Origin of the sequence: Butyrivibrio sp., assembly GCF_017635265.1 — a bacterium.
Classification (GTDB): Bacteria; Bacillota; Clostridia; order Lachnospirales; family Lachnospiraceae; genus Butyrivibrio.
Map to the genome: position 1 here is coordinate 194,026 of NZ_JAGBLU010000091.1, position 21,831 is coordinate 215,856.

At 40.9% G+C, this 21,831-nt stretch carries 14 protein-coding genes; 13 read left to right on the forward strand and 1 reads right to left on the reverse strand.

Annotated elements, in window-relative coordinates; genetic code table 11:
• Nucleotides 1-273 precede the first annotated feature (273 nt).
• The 9 genes from metK to J6O61_RS10965 all read left to right on the forward strand — a co-directional run bounded on the left by metK (nt 274) and on the right by J6O61_RS10965 (nt 13,906).
• A complete protein-coding gene (metK, locus tag J6O61_RS10925; RefSeq protein WP_292212990.1) occupies nt 274-1,464 on the forward strand; it encodes a methionine adenosyltransferase in 1,191 nt (396 codons plus the stop codon).
• 169 nt (nt 1,465-1,633) lie between these two features.
• The gene (locus tag J6O61_RS10930; RefSeq protein WP_292212993.1) at nt 1,634-2,542 is read left to right on the forward strand and encodes an ABC transporter permease; all 909 of its coding nucleotides are present in this window, start codon (nt 1,634-1,636) and stop codon (nt 2,540-2,542) included.
• Nucleotides 2,526-3,437 carry a carbohydrate ABC transporter permease gene (locus tag J6O61_RS10935; RefSeq protein WP_292212996.1) on the forward strand — a complete coding sequence of 304 codons (912 nt, stop codon included), beginning with the start codon at nt 2,526-2,528 and terminating at the stop codon, nt 3,435-3,437. The genes J6O61_RS10930 and J6O61_RS10935 overlap by 17 nt, the downstream gene beginning before the upstream one ends.
• 48 nt (nt 3,438-3,485) lie before the next feature.
• Complete coding sequence (locus tag J6O61_RS10940; RefSeq protein WP_292212999.1) at nt 3,486-5,084, forward strand: extracellular solute-binding protein; 1,599 nt, start codon at nt 3,486-3,488, stop codon at nt 5,082-5,084.
• 79 nt (nt 5,085-5,163) lie between these two features.
• Nucleotides 5,164-7,542 (forward strand): glycoside hydrolase family 2 TIM barrel-domain containing protein, encoded by a 2,379-nt coding sequence (locus tag J6O61_RS10945; protein WP_292213001.1) that lies wholly within the window; start codon nt 5,164-5,166, stop codon nt 7,540-7,542.
• Between the two features lie 9 nt (nt 7,543-7,551).
• Nucleotides 7,552-9,738 (forward strand): helix-turn-helix transcriptional regulator, encoded by a 2,187-nt coding sequence (locus tag J6O61_RS10950; protein ID WP_292213004.1) that lies wholly within the window; start codon nt 7,552-7,554, stop codon nt 9,736-9,738.
• Nucleotides 9,728-9,859, forward strand: a complete 132-nt coding sequence (locus J6O61_RS10955; RefSeq protein WP_292213007.1) for a hypothetical protein — start codon at nt 9,728-9,730, stop codon at nt 9,857-9,859. Before J6O61_RS10950 ends, J6O61_RS10955 begins: the two co-directional genes overlap by 11 nt.
• A 12-nt stretch (nt 9,860-9,871) precedes the next feature.
• On the forward strand, nt 9,872-11,692 hold the full coding sequence (locus J6O61_RS10960) for a hypothetical protein (protein ID WP_292213010.1): 1,821 nt from the start codon (nt 9,872-9,874) through the stop codon (nt 11,690-11,692).
• Between the two features lie 6 nt (nt 11,693-11,698).
• Complete coding sequence (locus J6O61_RS10965) at nt 11,699-13,906, forward strand: glycosyl hydrolase 115 family protein (protein ID WP_292213012.1); 2,208 nt, start codon at nt 11,699-11,701, stop codon at nt 13,904-13,906.
• Nucleotides 13,907-13,955: 49 nt separating this feature from the next.
• Here the strand turns inward: J6O61_RS10965 and J6O61_RS10970 are convergent, their stop codons facing one another.
• Nucleotides 13,956-17,441: a DNA polymerase III subunit alpha gene (locus J6O61_RS10970; protein ID WP_292213014.1), complete on the reverse strand. Its 3,486-nt coding sequence runs from the start codon at nt 17,439-17,441 to the stop codon at nt 13,956-13,958.
• 232 nt (nt 17,442-17,673) lie between these two features.
• Here J6O61_RS10970 and pfkA point away from each other — a divergent pair, with 232 nt between their 5' ends.
• The 4 genes from pfkA to J6O61_RS10990 all read left to right on the forward strand — a co-directional run bounded on the left by pfkA (nt 17,674) and on the right by J6O61_RS10990 (nt 21,599).
• Entirely contained in the window at nt 17,674-18,642 is a 969-nt protein-coding gene (pfkA, locus tag J6O61_RS10975) for a 6-phosphofructokinase (RefSeq protein WP_022775861.1), read from the forward strand.
• Nucleotides 18,643-18,763: 121 nt separating this feature from the next.
• Complete coding sequence (locus J6O61_RS10980) at nt 18,764-19,567, forward strand: TrmH family RNA methyltransferase (RefSeq protein WP_292213016.1); 804 nt, start codon at nt 18,764-18,766, stop codon at nt 19,565-19,567.
• Between the two features lie 5 nt (nt 19,568-19,572).
• A complete protein-coding gene (gene proC / locus J6O61_RS10985; protein WP_292213020.1) occupies nt 19,573-20,367 on the forward strand; it encodes a pyrroline-5-carboxylate reductase in 795 nt (264 codons plus the stop codon).
• Nucleotides 20,368-20,486: 119 nt separating this feature from the next.
• A complete protein-coding gene (locus tag J6O61_RS10990; protein WP_292213022.1) occupies nt 20,487-21,599 on the forward strand; it encodes a cell wall hydrolase in 1,113 nt (370 codons plus the stop codon).
• Nucleotides 21,600-21,831 lie beyond the last annotated feature (232 nt).

Genomic DNA, 21,831 nt, shown 5'->3' on the forward strand with positions numbered 1-21,831 from the left:
AGTTTTTTTCGAATCTAGTGCGAACCACTTCTGTACACTTAACTAGTGTAGCTGTTTTATATTAACTCGACTATATGCTTGCTATAATTTGAATCTACTACGTTGTCATCAGTCGTCGATGGACGCCCATCGACTCCATCTTCCGCCTTGTAGATTGCAAATTATATCTAAGCAATATAGTCGAGAAATATAAAAACAGCCACACTAGGTTATTTCGAGTTTAGTGTAGCAGAAGAATCATTTATGTAGCGCTAGGGCGCAGAAAGGTATTATATGGATAAATTTATTTTTACATCAGAATCAGTAACAGAAGGACATCCTGATAAGATATGCGATAACATTTCTGATGCAATTCTTGACGCATGCATGGAGCAGGATCCTATGAGCCGTGTTGCCTGTGAGACAGCAACATGTACAGGATTTGTTCTTATAACAGGTGAGATTACAACAAAGGCTCACGTTGATTATGCGGGAATTGCCCGTAAGACAATCAAAGAGATTGGATATGATGATTCAGCCAAGGGATTTGACGGAAATACATGTGCGGTACTTGTTGCGCTTGATCAGCAGTCAGCTGATATTGCCATGGGTGTTGACAAGGCACTTGAGGCAAGAGAGAACCAGATGACTGATGAGCAGATTGAAGCAATCGGTGCCGGTGATCAGGGCATGATGTTTGGTTACGCTACAAACGAGACAGACGATTATATGCCATATGCTATAAGCCTTGCACACAAGCTTACCAAGAAGCTTACAGAGGTCAGAAAAAACGGAACTCTTCCATATCTTAGAGCAGATGGAAAGAGCCAGGTATCAGTTGAGTATGATGAGAACGGAAAGGTAAAAAGACTTGAAGCAATCGTTATTTCTACTCAGCATGATGAGAAGGTTACTCAGGAGCAGATTCACACAGATATCAGAAAGTATGTTATAGATACAGTTGTAGACAGTGCTATGGTAGATGCTAACACCAAGATTTACATCAATCCGACAGGCCGTTTCGTAATCGGCGGACCTCAGGGTGATGCAGGACTTACAGGTCGTAAGATCATCGTTGACACTTACGGCGGAGCAGCTCGTCATGGCGGCGGAGCATTTTCCGGTAAAGACTGCACAAAGGTTGACCGTTCTGCAGCATATGCAGCAAGATATGTTGCCAAGAATATCGTTGCAGCCGGCCTTGCAGATAAGGCTGAAATCCAGCTTTCATATGCAATCGGTGTTGCACAGCCTACATCAATTCTTGTAGATACCTTCGGAACCGGTAAGGTTTCTGATGAGAAGCTTACAGAGGCAGTTCGTAAGGTGTTCGATCTTCGTCCGGCAGGAATAATCAAGATGCTCGATCTTCGCCGTCCAATCTACAAGCAGACAGCTGCTTACGGACACTTCGGCCGCAACGACCTCAACCTTCCTTGGGAGCAGACTGACAAGGTAGAAGAGCTTAAGGCAGCAGTTCAATAAATAAAAAACAGGTGCAAATATTAGAGGCAAGGGATTAAAATTTAGTCCCTTGTCTTTTTTTGCCTTGTTTTAAGAGCTTTCACAGGGGTAAAAATTTATTGAACTTTTTTTGTTACCTTACCACCTTTAAAGTGAGTTTAGAGAAGGAAAGGGAGGTGCATTATTTTTTATGGGGAAGAAATTTCATACTTATCTTAAGAACAACTGGCAGCTATATGTTCTGATAGCTCCGGCTGTTATCTACTTCTTTGTTTTCAATTATTTACCTTTGTATGGAATACAGATTGCATTTAAGGATTACAAAGCTGTAAGTGGAATTGCAGGAAGTCAATGGGTGGGATTTAAACATTTCACAAACTTCTTTAATGCTTATTATTTTAAGCGCTTGTTGGGAAATACTCTGTTGCTCAATGTCTATTACTTGTTATGGAGCTTTCCAGTGCCGATTATTATGGCAATATTACTTAATCAGGTAAAAGGAAATAAAATCCGCCAGATGATACAGACCACAATTTATGTTCCATACTTCATATCCACAGTAGTTTTGGCAGGAATGCTATATATCTTTTTATCACCCACCAGTGGAATCCTTAATACTGTAAGAGGATTTATGGGGATGAGTGCAGTTGACTATATGTCCAGCGCTGAAGCTTTCAGGTCAATATACATAATATCAGGTATTTGGCAGTCAGCAGGTTACAACACGATTCTCTTTATTGCGTCACTGGCGGGGGTAGATCAGGCGCTTTATGAGGCAGCGGAAATAGATGGAGCAAGCATATGGCAGAAAATCAGATATATTGATCTTCCAAGCCTTATTCCAACAATAATGATGGTTCTTGTGCTTGATTGTGGAAGGCTTCTTAGCAGTAATACAGAAAAAGCTCTTGTAATGCAAACTGCAGGAAATATTCCAACATCAGATATAATCGGTGTTTATGTTTACAACATCGGTCTTGGAAGTGGCCAGTTTTCCTATACTGCAGCGATAGGTCTTTTCATAAATATAATCAACTTTGTCCTTATCATTGCAGTAAATAAGCTTTCAAGGAGGTTAACAGATGTCGGCCTATTTTAAGAAGAGTTTGAGTAACAGAATTTTTGGAATTGTTAACACAATTTTCTGGGTGATCGTAATGTTTTTGATTCTATATCCTCTTTATCTGGTTCTCATTGCCTCAGTCTCTGATCCGGATGCAATTGTAAGAGGAGAGGTAATCTGGCATCCGGTTGATGTATCACTTATGGGGTATAAGGCAATTTTTAAGTACAGCGAGCTTATAAGAGCCTATGGCAATTCACTTGTTTATACATTTATAAGCGTAACACTCAGCATTGTGATAACCTTGTGTGCGGCTTATACGCTGTCACGCCCCAAATTTAAAGGAAAGGCTTTGTTTAATTTATATTTCGTATTCACTATGTTTTTTAACGGAGGACTTATACCTACATTTCTTACGTTAAAAGACATTAAGCTCTATAACACACCTTTCGTAATAATTCTTATGGGATGCGTTAGCGTATGGAATCTGATGGTGGCAAGAACATTTATACAAACAAGTATCCCACATGAGCTATATGAAGCAGCAATGCTGGATGGAGCAACACATTTCCAATACTTCATACAGGTTGTGGTGCCACTTAGTAAAACAATCATTGCTGTGCTTGCAGTTTATTATGGCGTAGCAAAATGGAATGACTATTTTACAGGACTTGTTTATTTAAGAGACAGATCGCTATATCCGCTGCAGACAGTTCTAAGGGAGGTTTTGGCGACACTTCAGGTGGATAAGTCGGGAGATTATATGATCTCAATGGCAGATAGCGCAGCTTCGATGGCAGAAGCTACAAGAATTGCCAACGTGGCAAAGTACTGCATTATCGTAGTGGCTACCGGACCGGTGGTAATTTTGTATGCTGTGATGCAGAAATATTTTGAAAAAGGAGTAATGATAGGTTCACTTAAAGGATGATATGATAATAACAGTGTCAAAGCACTGTTAAATATAGGAGGGTTAGTAATGAAAAAAAGATTTTTAGCAATACTTTTATCAGCTACGATGATTATGGGCATTGTAAGCGGGTGCGGTGCAGACACAGAAGTTGAGGATGCAACAGTTAGTGAGAATACCGGAGATTCAGAATCAGTAGAAAATGGGAATCTGACACTTAAGGTCATGCTGGGAATAAGAGATGTGGATTCTCTTATTGATATTTCAGAGATGCCGGCAGTACAGAGGCTTGAAGAACAGACCGGCATTAACATTGAGTGGGAAGTTGTAAAAGGATCCGACTGGGAGACAAAACTAAATCTAATGTTTGCATCAGGCGACTATCCGGACATTATTATTGCCAACACAGTTTCTGTAGATTATGAAGAATATGGAGTTACACAGGGACTGCTTCAGACACTTAATGATGATCTTACCAGTCAATATATGCCTAATTATACGGCAAGAAGAGAGGCAGAGGATGCTGATCCAACCACAAGCCTTGTCGCATCAGATGGAAATAAGTATGCTATAGGCTATCTGGTGGGACAGAACATCAATACAAATCAGCACTATTTCATCAACAATACCTGGCTTGATAATTTGGGACTTGAGACACCTACAAACGTGGACGAACTGACAAATGTGCTCAGAACCTTTAAGTCAGAAGATGCTGACGGAGACGGTGATGCCGCCAATGAGATTCCACTTGAGATGGGACTTGATACCGGTTTTTACGGAATCAGATATATTCTTCCAATGTTTGGAGTTCCTGTTGATTCTGACAGATGGATATATATTGATGATAATAAGAACGTAGTTTTTGCTCCTACAACCGATAACTTCAGACAGTGCATGGAATGGCTTCATACCTGTTATGAAGAAGGTCTTGTAGATGCAGAAGTTATTTCTCAGGATATAAACACAATCGAGACAAAGCTTAAGGCTGGAAATGTGGGCTTCTTTGCAGCATGGCGACTTATTGCAATGGGCTTTGATGATAGCGTTATGAAGACGTGCACCCTCTACACGCCTGATAGCTCAGCAAAGTTTGCAAGAATCCTTGAAGTTGCGAAGGGCGGTGCTTACCTTACAGCTACCAATGAACATGTTGAGGATTCCTTAAGGCTACTTGATGCAATGCTTGATACGGAGATGATGTTCTCACTTTATTATGGCGAGAAGGATGCAACCGATGGTACCGGTTGGACATACAATGAGAACGGTAAAATTGATTCTCTCAATGACGGAACAGCTGATGTAAAGAATTATATCGATTGCAATACTATGTTCTTTGCTCCTGCTACTTACATTTATGATAACTTTAACATGCCTGCTCAGCGTGTTGAAAAGACTGAGTACTGCCGGACATATGATGAAGCAGGAATTATCCAGAAATATTCAAATGACTACTTTAAGTTTGCGCCTCTTACATCTGAGCAGCTTCAGAGCATTACGTTAAAGGAGACTGATATTAACAATGCTGTTATTGAAAATGTGGCATCATTCATAACAAATGGAGTTACTGACCAGACATGGAATCAGTTTGTTGCTATTTTTGATGGCATGGATACAGACAGTTACGTACAGATTTATCAGGATGCAATAAATACAATGGATATGGAATAATTTTTATAGAAGGATTGCAGGCGGGGCCATGCTTTAATGCATAGGCTCCGCGTATAGTTTTTTATGAAGGTATTTTAAAATGGAGAAGATTCTTTTTGATAAAGGGTGGAAATTTAAGATAGAAGATTTAGAACCGCATTGCCCTGAGAGCGGATGGGGAGGAGCAAAAGCCGGAGCATATGATTTCGGTGCAACAGCCAAAGACTGTAATGAAGAAGATTGGAAAAATATTGATCTTCCATATGATTATGTGAGGGAAGGCGAGTTTGTTCTTGACACAGCCGATACAGAAGGTATGGGGAATATTCCGGAAATGCAGTCTATCCGTTCAAGGCTTCATGCAGGAGGGTGTCTTGAGCCCAAGGTAGCCTGGTTTAGAAAACATTTCATAATAAATAAAGAAGATCTTGATAAAAATTATGTTATTAAGTTTGATGGAGTATACAGAAACTGTGACGTATATCTGAATCAAAAGTATGTAGGCTCCTATCGGAGTGGGTATACATATTTTTATTTTGAAATATCAGATTTTTTAGTTGAAGGTGATAATCTGATCAGCGTAAGAATTGATCCAAGAGAACGAGAAGGCTGGTGGTATGAAGGCGGTGGCATATATCGCCATGTATGGCTTTACAAGTATGATGAACTCATGATACTTCCATATGAGAATAAAGTGGAAGTGTCTTTTGATGATGAAAAAAACAGAGTAGATATTTCAGTGTGTGCACAGATTATAAGCAGAGCATATAAGGATAAAGACATAACTGTTAACTTTGGGATTTTTGATGAAAAAAATGCCATGATCGCTGAAAAGCACGTTGATTTAAACGTCAGGGATTGGGAAGAAGAATATGCAAAGACAACATTTTCTTTGGATAAAGGAAGCTTTGAGTTTTGGAGCACTGACAATCCGGCTCTTTATACCCTTAAGACCACAATTATACTGGGAGAAAGCGACAGGCATATTGTCTGTGAAGATGTGACCTTTGGTATAAAGAGAGTGGAGTTTACAGCTGGTGATGGACTTTACTTAAATGGGAATAGGCTGCAGATAAAAGGCCTTTGTTTACATCAGGATCACTCGGGAGTTGGTATTGGAGTGCCGGATAGTGTTATAGAATATCGGCTTCGAGAGCTGAAAAAGATGGGTATGAATGCAATAAGATCGGCACATCATCAGCCTTCAGATGTATTACTTGATCTATGTGATCGTTTAGGGATTCTTGTTTTCTCTGAAAACAGGAGGATGAGCAGCGCAGAGGAGGACATAGAACAATTAAGAAAAGTTATAAAGCAAGGGCGAAATCATGCATGTGTTTTCCTGTGGGGAATAGGCAATGAAGAAATAAATGTTCAGCATTTGGATGAAACAATAAGGGTAACTGAAAGGCTGAAGCGAGAGATTAGAAAGCTTGACTCAACAAGGTACTTCACAAGTGCCATCGTATGCTGGGATGGGAAAGACAGGTTTGAATATGCTACAAAGTATTTTGATGTGGCTAAGCATTTGGATGTAATGGGCTTTAATTATTGTGACAGCGCCTGGGACGATTATCATAATCATTTCCCCAATCAGCCGATTATAATCACAGAAATTGATGCTGCAAATAGTTCAGCAAGAGGAATATATTCAACTGACGTGTCGAAGGGACATTTTTTTACTTTAGATCCGAATAACATAAGTAAGTGTACAGACATTCAAAGAGTGAAAAAGCGCTTTGAAATAGGAGAGAAATTTTGGAAAGAAACTGCTGAAAGAAAGTATTTGGCAGGAGCTTTTCTGTGGACAGGAATTGATTACAGAGGTGAGCCGACGCCAATGCCATGGCCTGCCGTGTCATCTACTTTTGGAATACTTGATTATTGTGGATTCAGAAAAGATAGTTTTTACTTTTATCAGAGTTGGTGGGGGAAAACACCTACTATTCATTTGTTTCCCCATTGGAATAATCCGGTCAATCCTGGAGAAAGACTAACAGTTTATGCCTATAGCAACATGGATGAAATCGAGATTTTTGTTAATGGGAAAAGCTATGGTAAAAAGTCTGTAAAAAGTAACTGGTATGTCCGGTGGGAAGATGTAGTATATGAGCCCGGGATGCTGGAGGCAGTAGGAACAAAGGGTGGAAAAGAGTATTGCGAGAAGGTTGTCACAACGAAAAAGATAGACAAGTTAATGGTCAGAAAATACGAAGAAAATATTCTCATAAGTGATAATATCAGTATATGGAATATTGATGTTGTGGATGAAGATGGGAAGACTGTACCGGATGCCTGCCCGCTTATTCATATTGTGACCGGAGAAGGAACAACGCTTATTGGTGCCGGAAATGGGGATCCATCCTGCCATGAGAGTGAGTTGTCTTGCGAAAGACATGCATTTAATGGGAAATTGCAGGTTATAGTCAGTTCTGATGGAGAGCCTTTGGTAGAGGCGGAGATTATTTCTTTTGATTAATGGGGTTATATGAGAAATCATAGAAAAAGAACTACAAATGAAATATATAAGTCGATGCTGATCCTTAATGTTTTTATTGGAGTTATTATCCTGATAATCGCAGGATATCTGTATTCTTTTTATTACAGAACTATGCTTGACAATTTCTTTTCATCAAACAGACAGTATCAGGAAACCGTGGTCAACAGACAGGAAAACGATATTGAAATAATGAACAATATTGTGACACAGCTTGCGCTTTCTGAAGATATTACAAAGTTTAAACTAAGCGAACAGCCGGTAAAAGCCAGATACCTTATTGACAGATTATATCAGTATACAAAGGTCAGTCAGTCTTTTAATCAGATGTTCTATTATAACCGCGATGATCATTATGTCTATAACGGAGCAACTTCTATTGAACTTACGATGTTTCTAAGTGATGGCCTTTTGCTTGAAAACTCATCCAAAGATACTATAAGTGATTATCTTCAAAATGCAGATGTTATGAAGGTTATCCCGGAGCAGAAGGCAGAGGGCTATGTAATAGAGAGATATGGCGAGTTAAGTAATAAGGTATCGGTATTTTTTCTTCCCATCGTCCCACAGATGGGAGGAACGGCAGTTTTTATAGTCGGAAACAAGTATTATGATACACTTCTTGAAAGCGATGCTGCTGATAAGAGACAGACCATGATTGTTTATGATGGACAGGTGATTGCATCCAGAGGATATCTGGGAATTGAATTGTCAGATATAGATGGTTATAAGGAACTGTCTGAAGATAAACTCATTAGGATAAATGGGGATAACTATGCAGTGGTTTATAAAAAAAGTGACAGTGGTCTTGAATACATAACTTTGCAGTCAGCATCAAGCTTTTATGATGGATTCGTTCAGGGGCAGTGGACCATATTTTTTATAACTATAATTTCCTATCTTGTTCTGTCTACGGTGGTCGTGGTTATCAGAAGAAATATGGGCAAGCGTGTTAAGAGCATTTCAAACCTTCTGAATGAGGATGATGACAGCTTTGCAACAATAGAGAGAGGAATCAGAGCTCTTGATGAGAATAAAAAGGCATCAGAGCTGGAAGGACTAAAGCACAGAAGAGGAAAGTTCGTTAATGATTTTGTCTGTAACGGCTTTGAGAATAACGATGATGTCCTGAAAAATGCGAGGAAGGCAGAGCTTGATATTGAAGATAAGCTTTATGTCGTCACGCTGACCGGTGAAAAAGAAAACGGTAATGAACGCAGGGTTAATGACATAATTCTTGAGATGTTAAAAGCTGAAAAAAGGCTTACAGGTTACGGGCTTAATCTGATTGCGAAAAGGCAGAGTCTTTTTGTGGTGTTTGGAGATAATAAAGAAGCAATAAAGGAATTTCTCGATAAGATGCTTGCAGTTGGGAAGAATAACTGCGAGAAGTTTATTCTTTCGGCAAGTGACTTCCACAGTGATTTCGGAGAAGCATCCAGGGCATATCTTGAGGCTGACGCAGCCTATGACAATAGATTTCTTGCGGATAACGATGCTGTTCTTTATTATAACGACGTATCTGTTGTTGAGTCTATAAAAGAGCTTCCGGCTGGATTTATGCAAAGACTGAAAAATGCAATAAGACTTGGACAGATAGAAAACATGGAAAAAACTGTCGATGAGATTGCCGAGCACATGCAGCAAAATGGGCAATCGCTCATGGGATTCAGAATAATGTGCAACGACATTATTCATCTTTTGATAGATGAGTGGGATGATAATGAAAACAGTGATATTTTCAGTGTTTACACTTTGTCGCAGTGTATGACTGTTCAGGATTTTAGAGGAGTACTTTTGGATGTTTGCAGAGGCCTTATGCATAACAAGTCGGAAAAAACATCTGAAGATGATTCCATGGTGCAAAGAGCAATTAAGTATATTAAAGAGAATTATGCAAGTTCAGATTTTACCATGAGTGTTCTTGCGGATAAGCTTGGAATCAGCGCAGTTACTCTTTCCGTTAATTTTAAAAATGAAATGGATATCAGTCCATCCGACTATCTTGCAACTGTAAGAATGGAGAAAGCCAAGGAACTGCTTAGACATACTGATAAGAAAATCAGAGATATCAGCATGGAAGTAGGTTACGAAGATGATCATGTCTTCACCCGCAGATTCAAAAAGTACACCGGAACAACTCCGGGGCAATACAGGAGTGAACATTATGAGGTTTAATAACCCGATAATAACAGGCTTTGCAGCAGATCCAAGTTTTGTAGGGACGATGCTGGGAATTGGAGTTATTGGTGGAAAAGGAAAATCATCAGGAGTGTTTAAGTATATAAGAATTAATTGACAAGGAGAAGGTATGGAAATCAAGGCGCTTAAGGAGTTTACACCGATACCATTTTGGTTTTGGAATGATGAACTGAATGAGGATGAAATCCTTAGACAGATGAAAGAAATGAAGGATAAGGGGGTGGATGGATTTATTATTCATCCAAGAAAAGGGCTGCCCTCTTCCATTGGCTATTTATCTGATGAGTATTTTCATTATGTTAAGTTTGCGGTGAAGATGGCAAAAGAGATGGATATGAAGGTGGTGCTTTATGACGAAGCCATGTATCCTTCAGGCTCAGCTCATGGAGAAGTGGTAAAGGCAGATATTTCTTTTGCATCAAAGGGGCTTAATAGGATAAGAAAAGATTCGGTTATTGGAGAGAAGAGGATAATAGTGCAGACTATAGAAGATGGCGAGCAGATAGTCTATACGCTTGAGGAAAGCGGCGGCACCATAAGAGGAGTTCATCCCGGGGAAGATGATGGAGAGGAAAATGCTCCCAAAAGTGCAGATCTTCTAAATCCTAAGGCTGTAGCTAAATTCATAGAGCTTACTCATGAAAAGTATTATGCTGAACTTTCTGAGTATTTTGGGGATACGATCATAGCCTTTTTTACCGACGAACCTAATATACTCGGAAGAAACGCAAGAGAAGATATCATTCCCTGGACCGAGGGACTAATAGATGAATTCAAGGCAGCAGGCGGAAAAGAAGAGGATTTGCATTATCTGTTCGAAGACACTGCTTCTGATATTTCCATTTCTACAAAAAGAATCTACAGGCAGGTAGTTCATAACAGACTTGCAAACAGCTATTACAAGCAGCTCTCCGACTGGTGCACAGCCCATAAAATTGAACTGACGGGACATCCTGAGAAGAGCACTGATATTGGTTATCTGAAGTACTTTCAAAGGCCGTGCCAGGACATAGTCTGGAGATTTGTCGAACCTGAGGATGGGCACGCAATTCAGGGAGAACATTCGACAATGGGTAAGTGCTCTGCAGACAGTGCAAGACATCGCGGCAGGAGAAGAAACGGTAATGAATGCTTTGGCTGTTGCGGACAAAGACAGGACCCGAAACTCTTTACAGAAAAGGATATGAGATGGTATCTTAACTGGCTTTTTGTCAGAGGAGTAAATCTGATTTACCCTCATGCGTTCTACTATTCAATAAGAGAAGACAGGGGAGATGAGCGTCCGCCGGAAGTGGGGCTTAACAATCCATTCTGGCCGGAGTATCACAAGATGAGTGATTTTATTAAAAGAATGTGCTATCTGAACACTGATTCTGTGAACTGTGCTCAGGTTGCCATTTTATGCGGACAGGATACTTTGTCATGGAAAATAGCAAAACCTCTTTTTACCAATCAGATAGAGTTTAACTATTTGGAAGCGGAACTTTTGTCTGAGTGCAGGATTTCAGATGGAAAGATACATATTGCTTCTCAGGAGTATTCGGTTTTGATCGCAGAGCCGGAAGAGTATAAAGCTCTATATGAAAGCGATAAGAGTCTGTTAAAAGAATTTGAGCAGAGTGGTGGAAAACTATTGATTGGTGGTGGAAATGACCGGGAACTACTGCAGTTTGTATTAAATAGTATTCATAGGGAGCTTACTTTTAGCGGCGATACCTATGACCTTCGCTGCAGCCATATAGTAAAGGAGGGAAAAGATATTCTTATCCTCGCTAATGAAGGTGTGGAGTCTATCAAAGTGGGCTGCAAACCCGGTAAGTACAAAATGGTTTCAATGTGGAATCCTTATACACTGGAGAGCAGAACAAATGTGGAAAACATTACTATTGAGCCATGTGATTTGTGGATAATGGAATTGGAGATGGGGTGAATCACTATGCAGATAAACATTAGTACAAAGATAACCGGTGATGTGGATAGCGTGCCGATACAAAAGGCAGTTAAGGCTTTTGAGAGGGATTTAAAAAACACATGTGAAAAAAATTCAGAATCCGGACTTGAGATCAGGCTGATTCGAACTAAGAAAACAGCAGAAAATGAAACAAATACCATGACTTCACCGGTAATACAAAAGTCAATTTCATATGACGCTTCAAAGGAAAGGTTCATAGTTGATCGGAAGGACCATGAGCTGACGATTACTTCTGAAAGTGACTTTGGACTTATCTATGGTATTTATCATATCAGCAGAGAATTTCTTGGGGTTCAGAATTTCTGGTTTTGGAATGAGCAGGAGCTTTATAAACAACCTGAGCACGTAGTTCCTGATAACTATCACTACGAATCAAAACCTTCAAAAGTCAGATTCCGCGGCTGGTTTATAAATGATGAGGTCCTTTTTGACGGATGGAGAGAAAAGGTCGGCGAGAACTTCCCGTGGGAAATGGCCTTTGAAGCTCTCCTTCGCTGCGGCGGAAATATGACAATCCCCGGTACTGACCATAATTCTCACAGGTATAAAAAGCTTGCTGATGAGTATGGACTTTGGATCACCCATCATCATGCAGAGCCCTTGGGAGCCCAGATGTTTGCGCGAGCTTATCCTGATCTGGAGGCGAGTTTTAATAAACATCCGGATCTTTTTAGGGGGCTTTGGCAGCAGGCGATTGAGGACCAAAAGAACTGTAAAGTGGTGTGGAATCTTGGCTTTAGAGGTCAGGGAGACAGGCCATTCTGGGCTGATGATCCAACCTACGATACACCTGAAGCTCGCGGCAAGCTCATGAGCGAGCTTATCCTTGAGCAGTACAATCTGGTAAAAGAGTCAGATAAGGATGCAGTTTGCTGTACAAACCTTTATGGTGAAACCATGGAGCTCTACAAGGATGGATACCTGACTTTCCCAAGTGACGTAATAAAGATCTGGGCAGATAACGGTTTTGGTAAGATGGTTTCAAGAAGACAGAACAACCATAATCCAAGGGTTTATGCTCTGCCTCATGAAGGGGATAACAGTGCTCATGGAATCTATTACCATGCATCTTTCTATGACCTTCAGGCAGCAGCCATGATGACCATGCTTCCCAATGCTCCTGAATTTGTGGTAAAAGAGCTTACTGATGTCTATGCCCATGGCGCAGATGATTTTTGGATAATTAACTGTTCCAATATTAAGCCCCATACTTATTATCTGGATTTGATAGCCAAAATGTGGAGTGCTTGCGATGAGAGTAATTCTGATTGTAATAGCAGAGAGAGCTTAAATGCGCAGGAATATGGGATTGAACATCTTCATGACTATGTGAGAAAATATTATGGCAGTATCACCACGCCTGACTTTATTTCAAGGATAGAAGATGCCTATAAAGCATGGCCTGATTATACTCCCAAGTACGGTCCTAATGATGATGATCACGCAGGAGAGCAGTTCAGCAACCATGGATCAAGGATTCTTGCCTGCGGTTTTATCAGCAATTTTGACAAGTTTGAGCCTTCAAAGACCGGAGCACTTCCGGAACTTAATTGGATTTGTGCAAAGGATACACTTTTAGAACAGACAAAGTGGCATGAAGAAAAATATAAAGAAGCTCTTGAGGGATACACTAAATACCTTGAAGAATGCAATAACATTAAAGAAGAACTGATGGCAAAAGGCGAAAATAAGGCAGCAGAAGTATTGGACAATAATCTGATATGCCAGGTTCAATACCACTACTATAGCTATCTCGGAGCATATCATATTTGCAGAGCTATTATTACCTGTCTTGATGACAGGACAGAAGGCGGCAAATTCATAGATGTACTGGAGGAAGGTTCTAACGGGAAACAGGTTGACTTTCTAACTGCATTTTATGAGGCTGGTCTTGCCAAAAAAGCGTTTTTTGAAGGCTATAATGTGATGCGAAGCCACGAGCATGATATCTGGGAAGGATTTTATGAAAATGACTGTGAAGCAGATATCAGACAGTCAGGATTTGTTGCAGCAAGTCTTATGTCATATCTCAGGACATTAGGAGATGGACCGCATTTTTATAAGTGGCAGCGCAAGTTCCAGAAAGAATCCGGAGGAGAAAAAGTACATCTGATCCTCAGAATCAAGGCTCACCTTGATGATGATGAACTTTGGAATCTGATGACACAGTAACTAAATTACTCAAAAACATACATTGAATAAATGAAACGTTCAGGCTGTATCAAACAACCTGAACGTTTTCTTTTCCAAATGCATCTGATAGCGCATCAATCATATTCTTATCTGCCTTTATGGTGTATCCTTTTCCAAGCTTTTTAACCTGCTTGGTTTCTGTGAGATATACGGTAACGTCATCCTTGCCATCACTTTCTGACAGCATTGAAAAGAGTTTGCCCTCGTTAATGCTGTACTCATCCAGATTGGCAAATCTTATCCATACTGTTCTCGGAATTTCTTCAAACATGGTGATTTTGCTGGCAATAAGCTTGGCATCGCGGTCTTCTTCTACAGAAACCCTGCCTTCAATGAAGACTTTTGAATCAGCATTAAGACGGGGGGCGTTAGCCTCGTATGTCTTGGGGAAAACTATCACTTCAACACTTCCGACCATATCTTCCAAAGTAATAAAAGCCATTACCTGATCATTTTTAGTGTACTTTATTTTTTTATCACTGATGATTCCCCCGATTTTGGCAGTAGTATTGTCCTTTACAACGGGAATGCCACTTTCATCATCAAGATAAAAATCTGTTGTGGTGTTAGTGATATTCTTTTTCCACATTCCGGCGTACTCTTCAAGAGGGTGGCCTGAAACATAGATTCCAAGGACCTCTTTTTCAAATTCCAAAAGAAGCTCACGAGGGAATTCCCCCACATTTGGAAGAGGCACTTCGTACTGCTTTTTCTCGGTTTCTCCTGCAAGATCAAACAGGGACATCTGACCTGCCATTGAGTTCCTTCCGCTGTTATGAAGCTGATCCATTATCTGAACATAGACAGTCATGAGCTGTTTTCTGGTTCCCTCGAAACAGTCAAAGGCTCCGGCTTTTATGAAGTTTTCAATAGCTCTTTTGTTAACATCACTTTCTCTTCCCTGCATTCTTGTGAGGAAATCGTTGATGTTCTTAAATTTGCCTCTTAGCTCACGCTCTCTTACAATAGCGGAAATAACAGGTCTTCCGACACCTTTTATGGCTGTGAGGGCATATCTTATGGCCTTTTTACCATCATGTCCGGTAACAGAAAAACCTGAATAACCTTCGTTAATGTCAGGTGGTAAAAGAGTTATTCCCATGTTTCTGCAGCTCATGATATAACCCGATACTTTTCCGGGGTTATCTATAACTGAAGTCATGAGGGCAGCCATGAACTCTACCGGGTAATAGTTTTTCAGCCATGCGGTCTGAAGGGCAACTACAGCGTAGCAAGCTGCATGGGATTTGTTAAAAGCGTACTTGGCAAAGTCCATCATGGAATCGTAAATGGCATTGGCAACTTCGGGAGATATGCCTTTTGAGGCGCATCCGGGGACGTTTTCATCAGGGTTACCGTTAACGAAGTTAGCTCTTTCCACTTCCATGACATGCTGCTTCTTTTTACTCATGGCACGTCTTACAAGGTCAGCACGTCCGAGAGTATAACCACCAAGCTGCTGTACTATCTGCATAACCTGCTCCTGATAGACAATGCAGCCATAGGTTGGTTTTAAGATCGGTTCAAGTTCAGGAGTCTGATAGCTGATGGATGCAGCGTCATTTTTTCCTGATATGTATTTAGGAATAAAGTCCATAGGACCCGGACGATAAAGCGATATTCCGGCAATGATGTCTTCAAGAGACTGAGGCTTAAGTTCTTTCATGAAGGCCTGCATACCTCCGGATTCAAGCTGGAATATACCATCGCACTTGCCACTTCCTATAAGAGAAAGGACATTTGGATCGTTGTAATCAATATTATCTATATCAATGAAATTCGGGTCACCTTTTTTGGCACCTATGGAATTGTTGGCAAAACGCACGGCATCCTTGATAACAGTAAGGGTGCGAAGTCCCAAAAAGTCCATTTTCAGCAGTCCAAGCTCTTCTATGGTAGTCATGGTGAACTGAGTAGTTATATTTCCCTCGGCTGAGCGTGACAAAGGAACGAGGTCTTCGGCAGGAGCCTGACAGATAACAACGCCCGCAGCATGAATTGAAGTGTGCCTTGGTAAGCCTTCAAGTTTTTTACACATGTCTATGAGCTTGTGAACCGTCTCATCAGTTTCGTACTGGGTGCGCAGCTCCGGATTCATGGAGAGAGCTTTTTCAAGAGTGATGTTAAGCTCATTGGGAATCATTTTGGCAATCTGGTCTCCATAGCTGTACGGAAGATCCATGACTCTCGCCACATCTCTTATGACACCCTTGGCAGCAAGGGTACCGAAAGTGATGATCTGAACGACCTTGTCAGCACCATATTTTTCAGTAACATAATCAATGACATCCTGTCTGCGCTCGTACTCGAAATCCACGTCTATATCAGGCATGGATACACGTTCCGGATTAAGGAATCTTTCAAAGAGAAGATCATACTTAATAGGGTCAATGTTGGTTATGTGCATGCAGTAGGAAACAATACTTCCGGCAGCAGAACCTCTTCCCGGACCAACAGCAATATCGTGCTCGCGGCAGTAGTTGTTGTAGTCCCATACAATAAGGAAGTAATCAACATAACCCATGCGCTTAATGACGCCAAGCTCATAGTCAAGCTTCTCCTTAAGAGTTCCGTCATCATCAGGGTATCTTTCGTGAAGCCCGTCGATGCAGAGCTTATTGAGATAAGTCCACGAATCGTATCCTTCCGGTACTTCGAAATGTGGGAGCTTTGTGACACCAAACTCGATTTCCACATGGCACCTGTCAGCGATTTTCTGCGTGTTATCAAGCGCCTCTTGTGCATATGGGAAAAGAGCTCTCATTTCATCTTCGCTTTTTACGTAATACTGCCCACCCTCATAGCGCAGTCTGTCTTCATCAGAAACTTTTTTACCGGTCTGGATGCACAAAAGAAGGTCATGTGCCTCAGCATCATCAGCATAAGTGTAGTGGCAGTCGTTGGTTGCAACAAGTGGAATGTCAAGTTCATCTGACAGAGCCAAAAGAGTGTTGTTTACAATCCGCTGATTAGGAATACCATGATCTTGAAGCTCCAAAAAGAAATTGCCGTGTCCGAATATTTTATTCATTCGGATAGCAGCTTCTTTTGCCTTGGCATTTTCACCTTTTATAATGTTCCTGGGAATTTCACCGGCAAGGCAGGCACTAAGGGCAATTATACCCTCGTGATATTGCTCCAAAAGCTCCATATCGACACGGGGCTTGTAGTAGTAACCTTCAGTAAAACCGCGGCTTACAATGTGCGAAAGGTTGGCATAGCCTACATTGTTCTCGGCTAAAAGAACTAAATGGTAGTATCTGTCATCGGTTGCTGTAGCTTCCTTATCAAAACGTGACGAAGGAGCCACATACACTTCGCATCCGATTACAGGATTTATTCCTGCTTCCCGGCACGCTTTATAAAAGTCAATAACGCCGTACATTACACCGTGATCGGTAATGGCGCCGGCTGTCATGCCGAGACTTTTAAGCCTGTTTACATATTCTTTTATTTTGTTAGAACCGTCCAAAAGGCTGTACTCTGTATGGACGTGAAGATGCGTAAAAGCCATATTTTCCCTCAACTAAATTAATTATTTTAAAATTATACATCATAGGCTTTAAACATCCAATACCGGGTATGAAGCAGACAATTTGATAAAAAAATTAGTTAAAATGTTAAAAAAAATTGAAATAAGAAACGTTTCCATTGCAGATTTAAATTAATTGCGATAATATATTCTAGAAAAAATGTCATAAATTTATCAATGAATTTTAGTTAGGGTTAGGAATCGAGGAAAGCATATGGCAAAGCAGATAAAAACAATCGGCGTATTAACAAGTGGTGGTGATGCACCAGGAATGAATGCTGCAATCAGAGCAGTTGTTCGTAAGTCTTTAGCTAATGGTCTTAAGGTTAAGGGTATTAAAAAAGGATATATGGGTCTTCTCAATGAAGAGATCATTGATATGGACAGAAGAAGTGTATCCGATATTATCCAGAGAGGTGGAACAATTCTTGGAACAGCTCGTTGCATGGAATTTACAACACCGGAAGGTCAGGCTAAGGGAGCTGAGATTTGCCGTAAGCATGGAATAGATGGCGTTATTGTTATTGGCGGTGACGGTTCATACAGAGGAGCTCAGAAGCTGTCACAGCAGGGAATCAACACAGTAGGTATTCCCGGAACAATCGACCTTGATATCTCCTGTACAGATTATACAATCGGATTCGATACAGCTATCAACACAGCTATGGAAGCTATCGACAAAATCCGTGATACATCTTCTTCCCATGAGCGAGTTAGTATCGTAGAAGTTATGGGACGTCACGCCGGCTACATTGCACTTTGGTGCTCAATCGCCAACGGTGCAGATGATATTCTTCTTCCTGAAAAATATGATTACAATGAGCAGCGTATCATTGATAACATTATTGATAACCGTAAAAAAGGCAAGACACACCACATCATAGTAAACGCTGAAGGTATTGGACATTCAACATCAATGGCTCGTAGAATTGAGGCTGCAACAGGTCTTGAGACAAGAGCATCAATTCTTGGTTACATGCAGCGTGGTGGTAGCCCGACATGTAAGGATCGTGTATATGCTTCAATGATGGGATGTTATGCAGCAGATATTCTTGCAGCAGGCAAGACAAACAGAGTAGTTGGCTATCGCAACGGACAGTTTGTTGACTACGATATCGATGAAGCTCTTGCTATGAAAAAGAATATCAACGAGTACATGTACGAAATCGCACGTATTCTTTAATTACATATTTGATGAAAAAATGATTCAACGGCGGATTTTTTATATCCGCCGTTTTTTTATCCTTTGTTTGTTGTGTTATACTATATACACTAACCGGGTATATGGAATAAGAGGAAAGATAATGATAACAAGTACTAATAACGATAGAGTAAAACAGGTAGTGGCTTATGTGCAAAAGAGCAAGGCCCGCAAGGACGGAGACGTATTTGTCATTGAGGGTATGAAAATGCTCAGAGAGGCTCCTGTTCTTCAGGTAAGAGAAGTGTATGTAACGCAGAGATTTCTTGATAAAGCCACTGAGGAAGATAAAGAGATTCTTTGGAGATATGGTGCAGAGGAAGTGGCAGATGATGTCATGAAAAAGATGGCAGACACTCAGACACCTCAGGGAGTTCTGGCGGTGGTTTCCCAGTACCATTATTCAGAAGAGGAAGTTTTGAAAGGGTATAATAAAGATGATGAAGGCGCAAAACCGCTCATCCTTATTCTTGAGAACATTCAGGATCCCGGAAACCTTGGAACAATGCTTCGTTCAGGTGAAGGAGCCGGTGTTACCGGAGTGATCCTCAGCAAAGGCTCGGCTGATATCTACAATCCAAAGGTCATCAGATCCACCATGGGCTCAATTTTCAGAATGCCTTTTATATATGTAGAAAGCCTTCCTGAAATGATAAAAAAACTTTCTGCAAATGGTATCAATACTTATGCTGCGCATCTTAAAGGGAAAAAGAGCTATGATGAATTTGACTACACAAAGCCCACAGCTTTTTTGATTGGAAATGAAGGAAACGGTCTTACAAAGGAAACAGCTGATGCTGCTACAGAATATATACTGATTCCCATGAAGGGCGAAGTTGAGTCTATGAATGCTGCTACATCTGCGGCGATATTAACATTTGAAGCATCCAGACAAAGAAGGGGGTAATAAAAATGACAATAGGATTTATCGGACTTGGAAACATGGCAAAGGCTATGATCGGTGGAATACTGGCCAAGGGACTTATGGGACCCAATGAGATCATAGGAACAGCTGCAACTGAAACTACAAGAACTAAAGTTGCAGGTAAGTATGGAATTCAGATCAGAAGTTCCAATGAGGCAGTTGCCAAAGATGCAGACATAATCATACTGGCTGTTAAGCCGCAATATCTAAAGGTTGTTATTGCGGATATCATGGACTGTGTTGACGAGAACAAGATTGTTGTCAGCATTGCTGCAGGTAAAACCATAAACTGGCTTGCAAAAGAGTTTGAGAAACCGGTTAAGCTTATAAGAGTAATGCCGAACACACCGGCTCTTGTTTTGGAAGGGTGTTCAGCAGTCTGCAGAAATGACCTTGTAACAGACAATGATTTTCACTTTGTAATAGAGCTCCTTGAGAGTTTTGGTAAAGCCTATACTGTTCCTGAGTCAATGATGGATGTTGTGGTAGGAGTCAGCGGTTCATCTCCTGCTTATGTATTTCTTTTCATAGAAGCTATGGCAGATGCAGCCGTGGCAGGAGGAATGCCCAGAAAACAAGCCTATGAATTTGCTGCGCAGTCAGTTTTGGGAAGTGCCAAGATGGTTCTTGAGACCGGTAAACACCCGGGTGAACTCAAGGATATGGTATGCTCACCGTCAGGCACCACAATTGAAGCGGTACATGTTCTTGAAAAAGAGAGATTCAGAGGAACTGTAATGGATGCAGTTCAGGCATGTATTGAAAAAAGCCGCAAAATTTGACAAAAAATCATATGTTTGTTAATATCTCTTTCGGAGTGTTTTCGACTTGTTAACAAGTCGAAATAATTTCGTAATATTTACCCGGCGTTCGTCAGGGTGATAAAGAGGAAAGCAAGGATATGAATAAAAAGCTAGAGTTATCCCGTGGGATAATGAGACTTATCATGATTTGCGGTCTCGTCTTGATTCTTTTTGATTCCCATGGAATGACAGTACAGGCAGGTGGCGGAGCTTACGGTGTTTCAGTTTCTGCAGGTATATCTAACATTGTTAGTCCGGTAGCACCTTTGGGAATTGATAAAACCGCTACTGAAGTTAAAGTTGCGGCAAGCGTTGAAAAGTCATCAGATGCAAGTTCGGAAGCTTCTTCTCAGACGACAGAATCGACACTGGTTATGGCCAATGTCAGTAAGGTCATGAACGTGAGAGAAGAGCCAACTGAAGATGGACAGAAAGTCGGAGTATTATACAAGGACTGCGGTGGAAGAATCCTTGAGAGAAGAGACGGATGGACCAAATTGCAGTCAGGAGATCTGATTGGCTGGGCCAAGGATGAATATCTTTTATTTGATGAAGAGGCTCAGGCTCTTGCAACAGATGTAGGAAAACAGCTGGTAACAAGCCAGAGCAGTGCGCTTAATGTCAGAAGCGAAGCATCTGAGGATGGCGAGATAATCGGAGTCCTTGGAGAAAAAGCTTTCGTAGATATGATTGAAGATCTGGGAAATGGATGGATCTGTGTGGATTACAACGACGAAACAGGTTATGTTCAGTCGGAATATGTTACTACAGAATTCAAGATTGACCAGGGTGAGACAATAGCGGCTATCAAGATCCGTGAGGAAGAGGAAAAGAAGAAAGCTCTCACTAAAAACACAGGAGCTGTTAGTGCAGATGCGGATGAAGTTAAACTTCTTGCAGCACTTATCCAGTGTGAAGCCGGTAATCAGCCTTATGAAGGACGAGTTGCAGTTGGTGCGGTTGTAATGAACCGTGTTAAGAGTGGAGCTTATCCTAATAGTATTTACAGCGTTATTTATGCATCAGGTCAGTTTACACCTGCACTTAACGGAACAGTTGCCAAGGTATACAATAGCGGCAAGATTTCAGATACCAACTATCAGGCGGCTCAGGCAGCTATAAGTGGAGAGACAACCGTTGGAACCGCCCTTCACTTCAGAAGAGTAAACGGAAGAGATGGTATCATCATCGGAGCTCATGTATTCTGGTAATGCATAAAATATGAATAATTATTCAAAAATATTCACATTGGTGTATATTTATGCTAATATATAAGGGATTGCAACAGCAATCCCTTATACTATTTGTGTAGCATCTTTAATAAAACCCCCTGCTATGCAGGGGGACAACAGCTGCTTTAGCTTAAAGTAGAAAAACTCCGATATTACAAGATTTTTGGGTTCGCCAACCAAGCTTGAATAAAGGAGTTTTGGCTCATATGAG